Source organism: Streptomyces sp. SUK 48 (assembly GCF_009650765.1).
Lineage (GTDB): Bacteria > Actinomycetota > Actinomycetes > Streptomycetales > Streptomycetaceae > Streptomyces.
This window is the reverse complement of the sequence record NZ_CP045740.1, coordinates 1,760,240-1,774,656: the sequence shown is the minus strand read 5'-3', so window position 1 is coordinate 1,774,656 and position 14,417 is coordinate 1,760,240. Positions and strand designations below refer to the sequence as shown.

The following is a 14,417-nucleotide window of genomic DNA, read 5'->3' as shown; positions in this document are numbered from 1 at the left end:
CACCGGGATCGCCCGCCCCTCGCCCCCGCCTTGTACGGCACCCTTACCGTCGTTGAGGCACAATCGACCAACGATGAGCACCTATCGCGACCTCACGGCCCCCATCGGCTCCCGCCGCGCCCCCGTCCTGCGGACGGTCGGCACCCGGGAGCGCCGGTCCCACCTGACGGCCCCCCGTGTCCCCACCGTCGGCATCGACATCGGCGGCACCAAGGTGATGGCGGGCGTCGTGGACGCCGACGGCAACATCCTGGAGAAGCTCCGCACGGAGACCCCGGACAAGTCGAAGAGCCCCAAGGTCGTCGAGGACACCATCGTCGAGCTGGTCCTGGACCTCTCCGACCGGCACGACGTGCACGCGGTCGGCATCGGCGCCGCCGGCTGGGTCGACGCGGACCGCAACCGCGTCCTGTTCGCCCCCCACCTGTCCTGGCGCAACGAACCGCTGCGCGACCGGCTCAGCGGCCGCCTCTCCGTGCCGGTGCTGGTGGACAACGACGCCAACACCGCCGCCTGGGCCGAGTGGCGCTTCGGCGCCGGGCGCGGCGAGGACCACCTGGTGATGATCACACTGGGTACCGGTATCGGCGGCGCGATCCTGGAGGACGGCCAGGTCAAGCGGGGCAAGTTCGGCGTCGCGGGCGAGTTCGGCCATATGCAGGTCGTGCCCGGCGGCCACCGCTGCCCGTGCGGCAACCGCGGCTGCTGGGAGCAGTACAGCTCCGGGAACGCCCTGGTCCGCGAGGCGCGCGAGCTGGCCCAGGCCGACTCGCCGGTCGCCTACGGGATCATCGAGCACGTCAAGGGCAACATCGCCGACATCACCGGGCCGATGATCACCGAGCTGGCCCGCGAGGGCGACGCGATGTGCGTGGAGCTGCTCCAGGACATCGGCCAGTGGCTCGGCGTCGGCATCGCCAACCTGGCCGCCGCCCTCGACCCCTCCTGCTTCGTCATCGGCGGTGGCGTCTCGGCCGCCGACGATCTGCTCATCGGCCCCGCCAGAGACGCCTTCAAGCGCCATCTCACCGGCCGCGGCTACCGCCCCGAGGCCCGTATCACCCGCGCCCAGCTCGGCCCCGAGGCCGGCATGGTGGGCGCGGCCGATCTGGCCCGCCTGGTCGCCCGCCGCTTCCGGCGCGCCAAGCGCCGCCGGGTCGAGCGGTACGAGCGCTACGAGCGGTACGCCCAGGCCCGCCGCGAACGGGACACCGCATGACCGCCTCCACCTCCCTGCCCCGCCAGGCCGCCGGGCCGCAGCCGGGGCGGCGGCCTCCCGAGGACCCCCGCCACAAGGCCAGGCGCCGGGGGATCACCCTGCTGATCATCGTGCTGCTCATCGGTGTGCCGGCCGGTTATCTGGTGATCTCGGCGAACCAGAGCCGCAACAGCGGCAAGGACAAGGAGGCCAAGTACTCCGCGACCGGCCTCACCGCGGGCTGGCCGTCGAAGGTGCAGCGCCGCCTCTACCAGGTCAACGTCCCGCGCCCCGCCGACCACATCGCGTCGTACGAGACCAACAACTGGAAGACCAGCCGCCTGTACGTGCAGTTCCGCACCAACCCGGCCGGCCTGGACACCTTCCTCCAGTCCATGGACTCGCGCCGCGACGAGCTGAAGAAGGGCGACATCGCCGTCGGCGCCCGCGACCGCAAGGTCAGCGGCTGGACCTTCGCCGGCGCCGGCTCCTGGTACGGCCTCACCCACACCCAGAAGAACCCGGCACCCACCCAGGACGTGGTCGTGAACATGGCCGACCCGGACTTCCCGATGGTGTACGTGGTGTCGCGGACGGTGCCATAGCCCCTGCTCGGGGACCGGTTGTCAGACCCCGCCCGTAGAGTCGGAGACGTCTGGTCCGAGGTGCGGGCGGGAGGTGGCAGAAGGTATGAGCGGTGGGGCGATGACGGCCGAGCGGACGGCGGACTCCCGGGTGGCGGGCGGGGACCCGGTGCCGGTGCGCCTGGCCGCGGTCTACGTGCCCGCGCCGCTGCCCCGCGAGGGCCGTATCGCCTTCTGGGACCCCGAGGGCGCGCCCCTGCCCGCCGCGGCCGCCGACCCCGAGGAACTCACGGTCGTACGACGGCACGGCGCCGCAGTGCGCCGCCGCCAGGTACCCGCGCTGGCCCTGCCGCTCGCCGAGGCCCTGCCCCTGCTGGTCCGCGCCCGCCGGGACCCCGCCGCGCACCCCGCCACCGCCTGCTGGGGCGCCGCCGCGCTGCACGCCCTGCGGCTCGTCGCCCGGGGGCGGCTGCTGCCCGGCCTCACCCCGGGCGGCCAGGACGCCTGGCGGGCCGGTCCGCTGGAGCCCGACGACATCGCCCATCTGCGCGCGATCGCCGCCGCCCTGCCCCCGGAGGGACACGCTGTGCCGCTGCCGGACCCCGGGCCGCTGCGGCTGCCCGAGCCGGAGGCGCTGCTCCGCTCCTTCCTGGACGCGATCGCCGACACCCTGCCCCGCACCCCCGCCGCCGCCCACGCCTGCGGCCGCCCCTTCGCCGCGCGCGAGCCCCAGTCCCTGCCGGGTGCGCACGCCTGGGCGGCCGAGGTCGCCGCGGGCATGGACGCGGGCGTACGGATCTCGCTGCGCCTGGACCTGTCCGCCTACGACACCTTCGACGCGGGCGCGAGCGGGGGCGCCCGCGCCGCCGGGGCCGCGATCGTGCAGGTCCACAGCCTCGCCGATCCCACCCTGGTGGCCGACGCGGCCACCCTGTGGGCGGGCGGGGCCGACACCGCCTTCGGCCCCCGCGCCCGGGTGGACGCGGCCCTCGCCGTGCGCCGCGCCGGGCGGGTCTGGCCGCCCCTGGACCGGCTCGCCGAACAGGACGTGCCCGACGTCCTCGCCCTGTCCGAGGAGGAACTGGGCGACCTGCTCGGCGTCGCGGCCAGCCGGCTCGCCGCCGCCGGGGTCGCCGTGCACTGGCCCCGGGACCTCGCCCGCGATCTCACCGCCACCGCCGAGGTACGGCCGGCGCCCGGCTCCGCGACCGACGGCACCGGCTTCTTCGAGGGCGCGGACCTGCTGCGCTTCCGCTGGCAGCTGGCGCTCGGCGGGGACCCGCTGGACGAGGCCGAGATGGACGCCCTCGCCGAGGCCCACCGCCCCGTCGTACGACTGCGGGACCGCTGGGTGCTCGTCGACCCCGCCCTCGTCCGCAAGGCCCGGAAGCGGGAACTGGGCCTGCTCGACCCCCTCGACGCGCTCTCCGTGGCGCTCACCGGCACCGCCGAGGTCGACGGCGAGACCGTCCGGGCCGTCCCGGTCGGCGCCCTCGCCACCCTCCGCGACCGCCTCACCGCGGGCCTGCGCCCCGCCGAGCCGCCCCCGGAACTCGCCGCCACCCTGCGCGACTACCAGCTGCGCGGCCTCGCCTGGCTCGACCTGATGACCTCCCTCGGCCTCGGCGGCTGCCTGGCCGACGACATGGGCCTCGGCAAGACCGTCACCCTCATCGCCCTGCACCTGAAGCGGGCCTGCCGCGAACCCACCCTCGTCGTCTGCCCCGCCTCCCTGCTGGGCAACTGGCAGCGGGAGATCAACCGGTTCGCCCCCGGCGTCCCCGTCCGCCGCTTCCACGGCACGGAGCGCACCCTGGCCGGCCTCGACGGCGGCTTCGTCCTCACCACGTACGGCACCATGCGCTCCGCCGCGCCCCGGCTCGCCGAGCACTCCTGGGGGATGGTGGTCGCGGACGAGGCCCAGCATGTGAAGAACCCCTACTCGGCCACCGCCAAGGCGCTGCGTACCATCGAGGCTCCCGCGCGGGTCGCGCTCACCGGCACCCCGGTGGAGAACAACCTCTCCGAACTGTGGGCCCTGCTCGACTGGACCACCCCCGGACTCCTCGGCCCGCTGAAGTCCTTCCGCGCCCGGCACGCCCGCGCGGTGGAGAACGGCGAGGACCAGGAGGCCGTGGACCGCCTCGGCCGCCTCGTCCGGCCCTTCCTCCTGCGGCGCAAGAAGTCCGACCCCGGCATCGTCCCGGAACTGCCGCCGAAGACCGAGACCGACCATCCGGTGCCGCTCACCCGCGAACAGGCCGCGCTGTACGAGGCGGTGGTGCGCGAGTCGATGCTGGCCATCGAGACCGCCGAGGGCATCGCCCGCAGGGGCCTCGTGCTGAAGCTGCTCGGCGCGCTGAAGCAGATCTGCGACCACCCCGCGCTCTATCTCAAGGAGGCCGGGGCCACCGACCGGCTGGTCCACCGCTCGGGCAAACTCGCCCTGCTGGACGAGCTGCTGGACACGGTCCTCGCCGAGGACGGCTCGGCGCTCGTCTTCACCCAGTACGTCGGCATGGCCCGGCTGATCACCGCCCATCTGTCCGCCCGCGCGGTCCCCGTGGAGCTGCTGCACGGCGGCACCCCGGTAGCGGAGCGGGAGCGCATGGTCGACCGGTTCCAGGACGGCGCCACACCGGTGCTCGTCCTCTCCCTGAAGGCCGCGGGCACCGGCCTCAACCTCACCCGTGCCGGGCATGTCGTGCACTTCGACCGCTGGTGGAACCCGGCCGTCGAGGAACAGGCCACCGACCGCGCCTACCGCATCGGCCAGACCCAGCCCGTCCAGGTCCACCGCCTGGTCACCGAGGGCACGGTCGAGGACCGGATCGCCGAGATGCTCGCCGCGAAGCGGGCCCTGGCCGACGCCATCCTCGGCTCCGGCGAGGCCGCCCTCACCGAACTGACCGACCGCGAACTCTCCGACCTCGTGTCCCTGCGGAGCACCCCATGACCCCCGCCGACCCCACCCGCCCGGCCGACGCGGCCCGCGAGGCCCTGCGGGCGGCACGCCGCCGGACGGGCTCCCTGCCGGGGCCGGGCGAGGGGAGGAGCGGGCGAGGCCGGAGGATTCGACCGAGACCGGGGCCGGGGTCGAGGGGGAGCGGGCGGCAGAGGAGGAGCCCTACCCGGAGGCGGCGGCGGAGTCGGCTGTGCGGCGTGGGCCGGGCGGAGAGGGGCCGGGCGAAGGCGGGCCGGCCGGAGATGGGCCGGGCGGAGACGGGTCGATCGGAGAGGGGTCAGGCGCGGCAGGTCCGGCGGGAGAAGCGCCGGTCGTCGCCCCCGGCCCCGGCTCTGGGCCGGACCCCACCGCCGGCCCCGACCCCGCCCCCGCTCCCGCCCCGGCGACATCGCCCGGGAAGCCCTGCGGGCCGCGCGGCGTGAGGCGTCGCGCGTGGAGACGGAGGCGGCGGAGGCCGAGCGCGGTGGGCGGCGTAGGTACGGGCGTTCGTCGGGGGCTGGTGCACAGGCCCGTACCAAGGGCGTGACCTCCGCCGATTCCGATTCCGATTCCCGTCCCGGTCCTGGTCCCGGTTCCGACTCTTCCCGTGCCGTGCGGCTCAAGGCGGCCGGTGAGATGCGGCACTTCCTCAAGAACGCCTTCCGGATGCCGCCGGAGACCGACGCCGAGGTGGAGGACGTTCCCGCGCCCCTGCCCGAAGACGCGTCGAGGCCCGAGCCCGAACCCGGGCAGCCCACCGTTGCGCACGCGCCGCCGACCATGGCCACTCCGCACCGGGACGGTGAACACCGGCGTACGTTCCCGGCGTTCGGGCCCCGTGGGGAGCGGGCCGAGGACGGGCCGTTCGCCGGGACCTGGTGGGGGAACGCATGGGTGGAGGCGCTGGAGCGGGGCGCGCTGGACGCCAAGCGGGTGGCGCGCGGCCAGGGGTACGCGGACCAGGGACACGTGGACGCGATCACCGTGACCCCGGGATCGGTGCTCGCCTATGTGCGGGGGAGCCGCCCCCGCCCGTACCGCGTCGAGGTGCGGGTGCGCCCGCTGGCGGACGCCGAGTGGGAGCGGTTCCTGGACGCGGCCGTCGACCGGCCCGGCCATATCGCCGCACTGCTCGACAAGGAGCTGCCCCAGTCCCTCGCCGACTGCGGGGTCCCGCTGCTGCCCGGCCCCGGCGACCTCGCCCCCCGGTGCAGCTGCCCCGACTCGGGCCACCCCTGCAAGCACGCGGCCGCCCTCTGCTACCAGACGGCGCGGCTGCTCGACGCCGACCCCTTCGTGCTGCTGCTCCTGCGCGGCCGGGGCGAGCGGGAGCTGCTCGACGCGCTCTCCCGGCGCAGCGCCGCCCGCGCGGCCCGCGACGGACGGGAGCGGCAGCCCTGCGCCCTGCCCGGCGTCCGCGCCACCGAGGCCCTCGCCCCGCGCGACCGCCCCCTGCTGCCGCCGCCCGCGCCGGTCCCCGCGCATCCCGGGCAGCCCCCGGCGTATCCCGCCGCGCCCGGCGGCCCGGACCCGTTCGCGCTGGACCAGCTGGCGACCGACGCCGCCGCCCGCGCGTACGCGCTGCTCGGCAGCGGACGCGACCCGGTCGGCGAGCTGTCCCTGTGGCAGGACGCGGTGCGGCTCGCCGCGGCCCGCCCCGGCTCCGGCCTGACCGTGACGACCCGCGCGCTCTACGCGACGCTCGCCGGGGCCACCGACCGCACCCCGGGCGACCTCGCGCGGGCCGTCGCCGCCTGGCGGCAGGGCGGGGTGGAGGGGCTGGCCGTCCTGGAGGAGCCGTGGGACCCGCCGGCCGGCCGCTTCGACCGGGCCCGGCCGCTGCTGCTCGCCGCCGACCTGCCCGCCTTCCGGCCCTGGCGCAACCGGCTCACCCATCCGCTCGGCCATGTCCAGCTCCGGCTGGGCCTCGACGGACTGTGGTACGTCTACGAGTCCGAGCCCGGCGCGCAGGACTGGTGGCCCCGGGGCACCCCCGACCTCGATCCGGTCGGCGCGCTCACCGGACTCGGCACCCCGGACGGCGGCTGACCGCACGCCCGTGGGCGTGCGGAGACACAGAAAGGCCGGTGCCGGCAGCGTGGGAGCTGCCGGCACCGGCCTTCGGTGCGGGGACCGCGTCGATCAGTGCGATCAGTACGCCGAGTTGACGTTGTCGATCGAACCGTAGCGGTGCGCGGCGTAGTTGGCCGCGGCGGTGATGTTCGCCACCGGGTCGGTGATGTTCTTCGCGGTACCGGAGACGTGGTACGCGTTGAAGGTGGGGGAGATCACCTGGAGCAGACCCTTGGACGGAACGCCGTTCTTGGCGTTGACGTCCCAGTTGTTCTGCGCGTTGGGGTTGCCGCCGGACTCGCGCATGATGTTGCGCTTGAGGCCGTCGTAGCTACCGGGGATGCCCTTGGACTTCATGATGGCCAGCGACTGCTTGATCCAGCCGTCCAGGTTGTTGCCGGAGCCCGCCTTGGCGGCGGTGGTGTGGGATGCCTTGACCACAGAGGCGTGCACCTGCGGCATCTCGGCGGCCTGCGCGCCGGTCGGCACCAGGGTCAGGGCCGCGGCAGCGGCTCCGGTGGTGGCGAGACCGGTGACGGCGAGGCGGGCGATGCGGGTGCGGGTGGTGGCCATGGTCATGCGTGAACTCTTCCTCTGGGGGACAAGGTCGTGCCTGCCGCGAATCTCGCGGTGGCGGTGGGGCGATGTGCCCCGCGCTGCGGGTGGGACCGGGCGTTTGATCCCGGCGGAGATCCGCTCGGTCCGGCCCGTTGCTTCCCGGCAACGACAGCAATGGTTAGCCGGGGCCGAAGCGCTTGGCAAGGATGTGACGTACTACGCCACTTCGGAGCAATGACCGCTATGTCCCGATATGGAAATGTCTGTGCAGCTCAGGGCTCCCCGTTCCTACGGCCCGGCCTAGGACGTGATGTGGCTCCTATGGGTGCCGTCACAAGCCGAGCCCCCGAAACGGCCCGAAACGTACCGATTCGGGGGAGGGGGAGCCGGTCGCGCGGAGGTTCCCGGGGCCCTCTTCCCGGACGTACGGTGGCGGCCCGATGACGGTCCGTGGAGCACACCGGTGCTCCGCCACGACCTCCCCTTCCATCTCCGGGGTTGACGGGGCCCCCGGCGCAAACTGATGATCTTGCCGGACATCCTGACGATCCCCCGGTCGCTCGCGCGACCCAAGGAGAGGGCACCCCTTCTATGGACACCGCGCCGGACACCGCGCCCGCAACGCCCTGGACCATCGCCGTGCTGGGCCCCGGAGGCGTCGGCGGCCTCCTCGCGGCCCTGCTCTCCCGTGCCGGACACCGTGTGATCTGCCTGGCGGGCGAGGACACCGCGCGCACGCTGGCCCGGGACGGCATCCGGGTGTCCAGCGGGCAGCACGGTGATTTCACCGCCCGGGTGGAGGCGGACACCGAACTGCGTGAGCCCGTCGATCTGTGCCTGGTCACCGTCAAGCACACCGTGCTCGACGCGGCGCTCGACCGGGTGCCGCCGCAGTTCGCCGGGGGCTTCGTGCTGCCGCTGCTCAACGGCGTCGAGCACGTCGCCGCGCTGCGTGCGCGCTACGGCGCCGGACAGGTCGTACCGGCCGTGATCCGGGTCGAGTCCACCCGCACCGCCGCGGGCGTCGTCCGGCACGGCAGCCCCTTCACCGAGATCGACGTGGCCGGCGCGGACGAGGCCCGGCTCGCGCCTTTGGCCGCCGTGCTGAACGCCGCCGGGGTGAAGACCCGCACGGTCGCGGACGAGAACGCCGCCCTCTGGGCCAAGCTGGCCTTCCTCGCGCCCTTCGCCCTGCTCACGACGCATTACGGCCTGTCGATCGGCGGCGTCCGGGACGAGCACCCCAAGGAACTGGCGGCCCTGGTCGAGGAGACCACCGCGGTGAGCCGGGCCTGCGGGGGACCGGGCGACGCCGCCCAGGTGCTCGCGCGCTACGACGCCTTCCCGGCGCAGAGCAAGTCGTCCATGCTGCGGGACGCGGAGGCCGGCCGGGCGCTGGAGCTGGACGCGATCGGCGGCGCCGTCCTGCGGGCGGCCGAGCGGCACGGCATCGATGTGCCGCTCGCCACCCGCCTGGTCGCGGAACTGGCCGACGGAACCCCGGCGGCCCCCTCCGCCTGACCAGTGGGACGCGGGACGGGTCATCACCGTGCCGGCGAGGGCGTTCGCGTCTTCTCGCACGGGGCCGTCCGCGCCGAGCGGAAGATCGCCCGGCGCGGACGGCGCCCGTACATCCCGCGTCCCGGTCAGCTCGGCCCCGGCCGCTCCTCGGACCAGAGGTCCTCCCGGCCCAGCTCGGATATCTCGTACTTGCCGAGCGAGCTGAGCAGCATCCGCATCTCCAGCGCCAGGCACTCCACCAGGTTCACCAGCCCGTGCTCCGGGTCCTCGTCCACCGCCGCGAGCGCGGCCCGGCCGAGCCCCACGGCGCGCGCGCCGAGCGCCAGGCACTTGGTGGCGCGCGCCCCCTCCCAGATCCGCCCGGTGACGAGCAGGCAGTGCTCCTGGGGGTCGACCCGGTCGAGGCACTCCGCGAGCGGCAGCCCGACATGGCCGAGGAAGGCCCGCGGCGCCCAGCCGGTGCCGCCCTCGGCGCCGTCCACGCCGACCGCGTCCGCCCCGGCCGCCCAGGCGACCGCCGCCGCCGCGCCCACATCGCGGGCCGGCGGCAGCTTCACCCACACCCGGCAGCGCGGATAGTTGTTCCGCATCAGCCGGATCTGGTGCCGCAGGATCTCGTCGGTGAAGGTGCCCGGACTGCTGCACCGCAGCACCGCGTCGCTGTCGGCGCCGAAGACGTCCATGAGGTCGTACTGCGCGGAGAGCGCCGTGGCCTTCTCCCGCGGTACGAGCGTCATGCCGCCGAGGCCCGGCTTGGCGCCCTGGCCCACCTTCAACTCGAACGCCAGGCGCCCCGATTCGAGCAGCGACTGCACCGCGGGATCGCTGTAGACGAGGTTCCAGACCTCGGCGTCGGCGTCCTCGGTGCTCTGCTGGACGACCACACCGCCCTGTCCGTCGGGGACGGCCGCGGCGTACTCCGTGATCCTTTGCAGCAGCGAGCTGGGAGCGGTCTGGGCCATCCGGCCGTAACCGGCGACAGGGACGATGTTCTCGCCAATGACCATGGGAATGCCCAGCCGGCCCGCCTGGCGTGCTACAGCCTGGCCGAGGTCACCGCTGGCGACCCGGGTCGAACCGAACGCGGAGACGTAGACCGGCAGCGGAGCGCTGAACCCCCCGATGGTGGTGGCGAGTTCGGCGTCCCCCACCACCGGCTCGCGGCCCAGGTCGATCAGCCGCTCCAGGCGCCGGGGCACGAAGACCGGGGGCACCAGCCGGGTCCGGTCGATCGCGTCCAGGGGCGCGTCCGGCTCGGGGGGCTGCTGCCCGAACATGGTGGTCCCGTAGCCGGCGGCCTCGGGGAACGCCATGGCGGTGCCGTGCCGGGCGCGTTCCGCCACCCGCTGCCGGGGGAATCCCGGGGCGTGCAGATCGGTCATGGCCGCGGGTCCCCCGGGAGCTTCGGGTAGCCCGACGCCTGCCAGGCCGCGTCGAGACCGCACAGGAACCGGGTGAAGCGCTCCACGCCGAGCCCGAAACCGGCGCTGGACGGGAGTCCCTCGCGGGCGAGGGTCAAGTACCAGTCATACTTCGCGGGGTTCTCCCCGGTTTCCCGGATGCGCATGACGAGGTTGCGGTAGTCGGATTCGCGTTCGCTTCCGCTCATCATCTCGCCGAAACCGCCCGGGAAGATGAGATCGAAGTTGCGCAGCACCCCCGGCTCCGTCGTGCTCTCCTTGTCGTAGAAGCCGCGGGAGCCCTTGGGGTAGTCGGTGATGAAGAAGGGGTGGGCGGCGGCCCGGGAGATGATCTCCTCGCCCTCCCAGTCGACCTCCGCGCCGGCCTCCTGCGGGTGTCCGCGCCCTTGGAGGTCCGCGACGACGTCGGCGTGGCTGCGGCGGCCGTAGGGGCCCGCGAGTATCTGCTTGAACGCCTCCAAGTCGCGCCCCAGTACGGCGAGTTCGGGCTGGGCATGCACGAGGACGTACTCCACCACGTGCTTCGTCAGCCGTTCGGCGATGTCCAGGGCGTCCTCGCGGGAGCCCTCGCCGATCTCCACGTCGAGCTGGTGGAACTCCACCAGGTGGCGGTGGGTGACCGCGGTCTCCAGCGGTTCGAGCCGCACGTTCGGGGCCACGTGGAAGATCTTGTCGAAGCTGAGCAGGGACGCCTGCTTGTACAGGATTCCGCTGGTCATCAGCTTGTAGCGGTGCCCGTAGTAGTCGATGTCGACCTGCTTGGCACCGCGGGCGCCGGGGTCGGTGACCGGTCCGATCGTGGGCGGCAGCAGCTCCTGGAAGCCCTCGCCGACCAGGAACTCCCGGGCTCCGGTGAGGAACTTGCTCTGCACGGCCAGCGTGGCGCGGGTCCGGTCCGACGTCAGGTGCGCGCGTGGGGTGGGCAGTTGGGCCCTACCCGTCTCCTGGGACAACCTCGTAACCTTTCATGTCCGTCGGTCGCGTCGGCCGGCCGATCCGGGGCGAATCATTCCGCTCACCTCAGGCTGGTCCAACGTTTAGAAATCATTTGCCTTTGCTCTGACCTATTTCGTAAGCGAACGCAAGCAAGCCGCAACCTTTGCGTGTGAGATGAAGCACAGCCCGACAAGGCCGCTCCTCGTCCGCGAAGTCAAAGTCGGCGGTTTACTCTCTACTGCGAGCAGCGTCGTGATCTTGACGTAACGTCAGGAGACGTGTCAAGGTCGGACACAAGTCGCATGGCATCGGCAGAGTTCTTCTGATCCGCCATATATCTCCTTTGTTCGGCCGTCGGCTGTAAAGACCAAGTCTTTTCGGGTGGGTAGCTATGGACGATCTGAAGTTGCACTGGTGTTCGCCTCTGGACAGTGGCCAGCAGAAGGCCACCGACAAGTACCAGGCGGGTGAGCTCGACTTTGACGGGATAGTTGATTTCGCCCGTGAGGCGGATGAACTCGGGGTGGATTCCCTGCTCATGGGAATCAGTTACCATATGCCCGATCCCCTTCCGATGATCGGTGCTCTCGTCCGGGAAACCGAACGGGTCAAGTTCATCCTCGCCTACCGTCCCGGACTCCTTTCCCCGACGTTGTTCACCCAGATCGTGAACACCGTCTCCTGGATGTCCGACGGGCGTATCGCACTGAATCTCGTGGCCGGTATATCTCCGGCCGAGCAGGCTTTTTACGGAGACTTTCTCGCGCACGACCAGCGGTATGCGAGATCCGAGGAGTTCCTCGACGTCTGCCACCGCTTCTGGCGCGGCGAGACCCCTCTGACCCACAAGGGCGAGCACTACACCATCGAGGACGCGCAGCTCGGCCTCGGCTACAAGGGCGGCGGCCGCCCGCACATCTACATCAGCGGCGCCTCCGCCGTCGCCCAGAAGACCGCGATCAAGTACGCGGACTGCTGGCTGCGTTACGGCGACACCCCCGAGGGCATCGCGGCCGTCACCGAGCCGCTGCTGTCCCAGGGCTGCAAGGTCGGCATCCGGATGCACGTCCTCGCGCGGGAGACCCGCGCCGAGGCGCTCGCCGCCGTCGAGGACATGATGCGCGACCCCGACGAGCAACACCGCGCCTGGGTCAGCCACTTCGTCGGCAAGTCCGACTCCGAGGCCGTCAAGACCTCGTTCCGGCTCGCCGACACGGCCTCCGACGACTGGCTCTCGCCCATGCTGTGGTCCGGCGCCGTCGCCTACCGGGGCGGCCCGGCGCTGTGCGTCGTCGGCAGCTATGCGGAGGTCGCCGAGTACCTCTACGCCTACAAGGCCGCGGGCGTCAGCGAGTTCATCTTCTCCGGCTGGCCGACGCGCGACGAGATGCGGATCTTCTACACGCATGTCGCCCCGCTGATCCGCGAGCACGAGCGGAACGCGGCGGCGGGTTCGTGACCTCTCGACCCCGTTACGGCCGCGGCCTGTTCGGCGCGGGCGTCCTGCTCGGTCTGATGGCCGAGCAGGTCGTGATGTTCGCGGTGCCGCTCCTGCTCTTCCAGGACACCAAACAGGTCTCCACGCTCGGTTTCGCGTTCGCGCTGGAGTGGCTGCCCGGTCTGATCGCCTATCCCTTCGCCGGCCTCATCGCCGACCGGGACGGCGGCGCCCGGCTGTTCTCCGTCGTGACCGGCTCCCGCGCGGTGGTGCTCGCCGTGGTCGTGGCGGTCCTGCTGACCCGGCCCGGCTGGACCACCCCCGCCCTGATGACCAGCGGCGCGGTCCTGTCGATCCTGGTCGCGCCGACCCGCATGTCCGTCGAGAAGATGGTGCCCCAGCTGGCGGCGGGCGAGGCCATGGCGCGCACCCAGGCGCTGGTGCAGAACATGGAGCTGCTCGCGATGGCCCTCGGGCCCGCGCTCGCGACCCTCGCCGCCGCGCTGATCGGCAAGGTGTGGCTGCTGGCCGTGGCCGCCTCCGTGTTCGCCCTCGCCGCGGCCTGCTGGCTGCCGCTGCCGCGCGGCGAGCGGCCGGGCGAACCGACGACCACGCGGGAGACCCTGCGCGAACTGGGCCTGGGCTGGAAGCTGATGGCCGGCAACCGTCCCGTCCTGCTGCTCGGCATCCTCAACTTCGGGATCAACCTCGTGGTGGCCTCGGTGCTCAGCGCCAACGCGGCGCTGGTGACCGGTGTCTTCGCCGCGCCCGACTGGTCGTTCGCGCTGCTCAACACCTGCGTCGGCGTCGTCGGACTGGTCAACCTGCTGCTGATCCCGCGCGTCCTCAAGCGGTTCGAGGTCCCGCTGCTCGGCGCGGTCGGCTTCGCGGTGCTGTGCGCCGCGCTGCTGCTGATCGGCATCGCCGGCTCGTTCCCGGTCTACGCCGTGCTGTTCATCGCGGTGCTCACGGGGACGGCGTACTACAACGTCTTCAACCGCACCTCGCGGGTGAAGGTGATCCCCAGGGAACACCTCGGCAAGGTGATGGGGCCCTTCTACCTGCTGAACCTCCTGTCGTACCCCATCGCGGGACTGCTGGTCGGCAGCGTCGGGGCCACCTACGGGCCGCAGCGCCTCGTGGGTGTGCTCGCCGTCGTGCTCAGCGTCTTCGGTGCCGTCCTGTTGCCCCTGACCATGCGCAGCTTCCGCCGGACGCTCACGGATCGTGAACGACTTCCCGTAGGAGTGCAGTCTTGAGTACGTCCTTCCGGTGCATCGTGAGCACCGTCGAGTCCGATTCCCATATCTGGAACCTGGTCTATCTCCAGAAACTCCTGGAGGAGCACGGCGGTCTGGTACGCAACCTCGGCAGCTGCACCCCGGTGCCGGTGGTGCTGCGCGGCATCGAGGAGCACCGGCCCGACCTGCTCGTGGTCTCCAGCATCAACGGGCACGGCCACCACGGCGCCCGGGTCCTGATGACCGAGCTCCAGCGCCGGGGCGTCGAACTGCCCTGCGTCGTGGGCGGAAAGCTGACCACCTCGGAGTCGGACAACGACCGGGTGCGCCGCGATCTGATCGACCAGGGCTGGACCGACGTGTTCACCGGAGAGGAAGCCGTCCCCCGCTTCCGGGACTTCCTCCACCACGGCAAGCAGCACGGCTTCGCCGCGTGGCAGCCGCCGTCCGCCCCCGTACCGCCGTGGGACAACCCGGAACTCATGATCGCAGGAGCAGTCTGA

General features: G+C 72.6%; 10 protein-coding genes and 1 pseudogene. 8 read left to right on the top strand and 3 right to left on the bottom strand.

Annotated elements, in window-relative coordinates; all coding sequences use genetic code 11:
* The first annotated feature begins 73 nt into the window (after nucleotides 1-73).
* From GHR20_RS07495 to GHR20_RS07480, 4 genes and pseudogenes are all read left to right on the top strand, one after another.
* Nucleotides 74-1,219: an ROK family glucokinase gene (locus GHR20_RS07495; RefSeq protein WP_111581189.1), complete on the top strand. Its 1,146-nt coding sequence runs from the start codon at nucleotides 74-76 to the stop codon at nucleotides 1,217-1,219.
* Nucleotides 1,216-1,803 carry a sugar kinase gene (locus GHR20_RS07490; protein ID WP_148023152.1) on the top strand — a complete coding sequence of 196 codons (588 nt, stop codon included), beginning with the start codon at nucleotides 1,216-1,218 and terminating at the stop codon, nucleotides 1,801-1,803. Before GHR20_RS07495 ends, GHR20_RS07490 begins: the two co-directional genes overlap by 4 nt.
* 100 nt (nucleotides 1,804-1,903) lie before the next feature.
* A complete protein-coding gene (locus GHR20_RS07485; RefSeq protein ID WP_153815883.1) occupies nucleotides 1,904-4,738 on the top strand; it encodes a DEAD/DEAH box helicase in 2,835 nt (944 codons plus the stop codon).
* Nucleotides 4,735-6,775 (top strand): annotated as a pseudogene (locus GHR20_RS07480) (SWIM zinc finger family protein). The gene GHR20_RS07485 and the pseudogene GHR20_RS07480 overlap by 4 nt, the downstream one beginning before the upstream one ends.
* 102 nt (nucleotides 6,776-6,877) lie before the next feature.
* Here the strand turns inward: GHR20_RS07480 and GHR20_RS07475 are convergent.
* Entirely contained in the window at nucleotides 6,878-7,372 is a 495-nt protein-coding gene (locus GHR20_RS07475) for a transglycosylase SLT domain-containing protein (protein WP_111581384.1), read from the bottom strand.
* A 576-nt stretch (nucleotides 7,373-7,948) separates the two neighbouring features.
* On the opposite strand from GHR20_RS07475, the gene GHR20_RS07470 reads away from it, so the two are divergent.
* Nucleotides 7,949-8,878, top strand: a complete 930-nt coding sequence (locus GHR20_RS07470) for a 2-dehydropantoate 2-reductase (protein ID WP_153812711.1) — start codon at nucleotides 7,949-7,951, stop codon at nucleotides 8,876-8,878.
* Nucleotides 8,879-9,003: 125 nt separating this feature from the next.
* On the opposite strand, the gene GHR20_RS07465 is transcribed toward GHR20_RS07470, so the two are convergent.
* Entirely contained in the window at nucleotides 9,004-10,260 is a 1,257-nt protein-coding gene (locus tag GHR20_RS07465) for a glutamate synthase-related protein (protein WP_111581193.1), read from the bottom strand.
* Nucleotides 10,257-11,252: an asparagine synthetase A gene (locus GHR20_RS07460; protein ID WP_111581194.1), complete on the bottom strand. Its 996-nt coding sequence runs from the start codon at nucleotides 11,250-11,252 to the stop codon at nucleotides 10,257-10,259. The genes GHR20_RS07465 and GHR20_RS07460 overlap by 4 nt, the downstream gene beginning before the upstream one ends.
* Nucleotides 11,253-11,626: 374 nt before the next feature.
* Between GHR20_RS07460 and GHR20_RS07455 the strand changes: the two genes are divergently transcribed.
* Genes GHR20_RS07455 through GHR20_RS07445 form a run of 3 tightly spaced genes read left to right on the top strand, consistent with a single transcriptional unit; the run spans nucleotide 11,627 to nucleotide 14,417 of the window.
* Complete coding sequence (locus GHR20_RS07455) at nucleotides 11,627-12,694, top strand: LLM class flavin-dependent oxidoreductase (protein ID WP_153812710.1); 1,068 nt, start codon at nucleotides 11,627-11,629, stop codon at nucleotides 12,692-12,694.
* Entirely contained in the window at nucleotides 12,691-13,932 is a 1,242-nt protein-coding gene (locus GHR20_RS07450; RefSeq protein ID WP_111581196.1) for an MFS transporter, read from the top strand. Before GHR20_RS07455 ends, GHR20_RS07450 begins: the two co-directional genes overlap by 4 nt.
* Nucleotides 13,929-14,417, top strand: coding sequence for a cobalamin-dependent protein (locus GHR20_RS07445; RefSeq protein ID WP_111581197.1), 489 nt, complete (start codon nucleotides 13,929-13,931; stop codon nucleotides 14,415-14,417). The genes GHR20_RS07450 and GHR20_RS07445 overlap by 4 nt, the downstream gene beginning before the upstream one ends.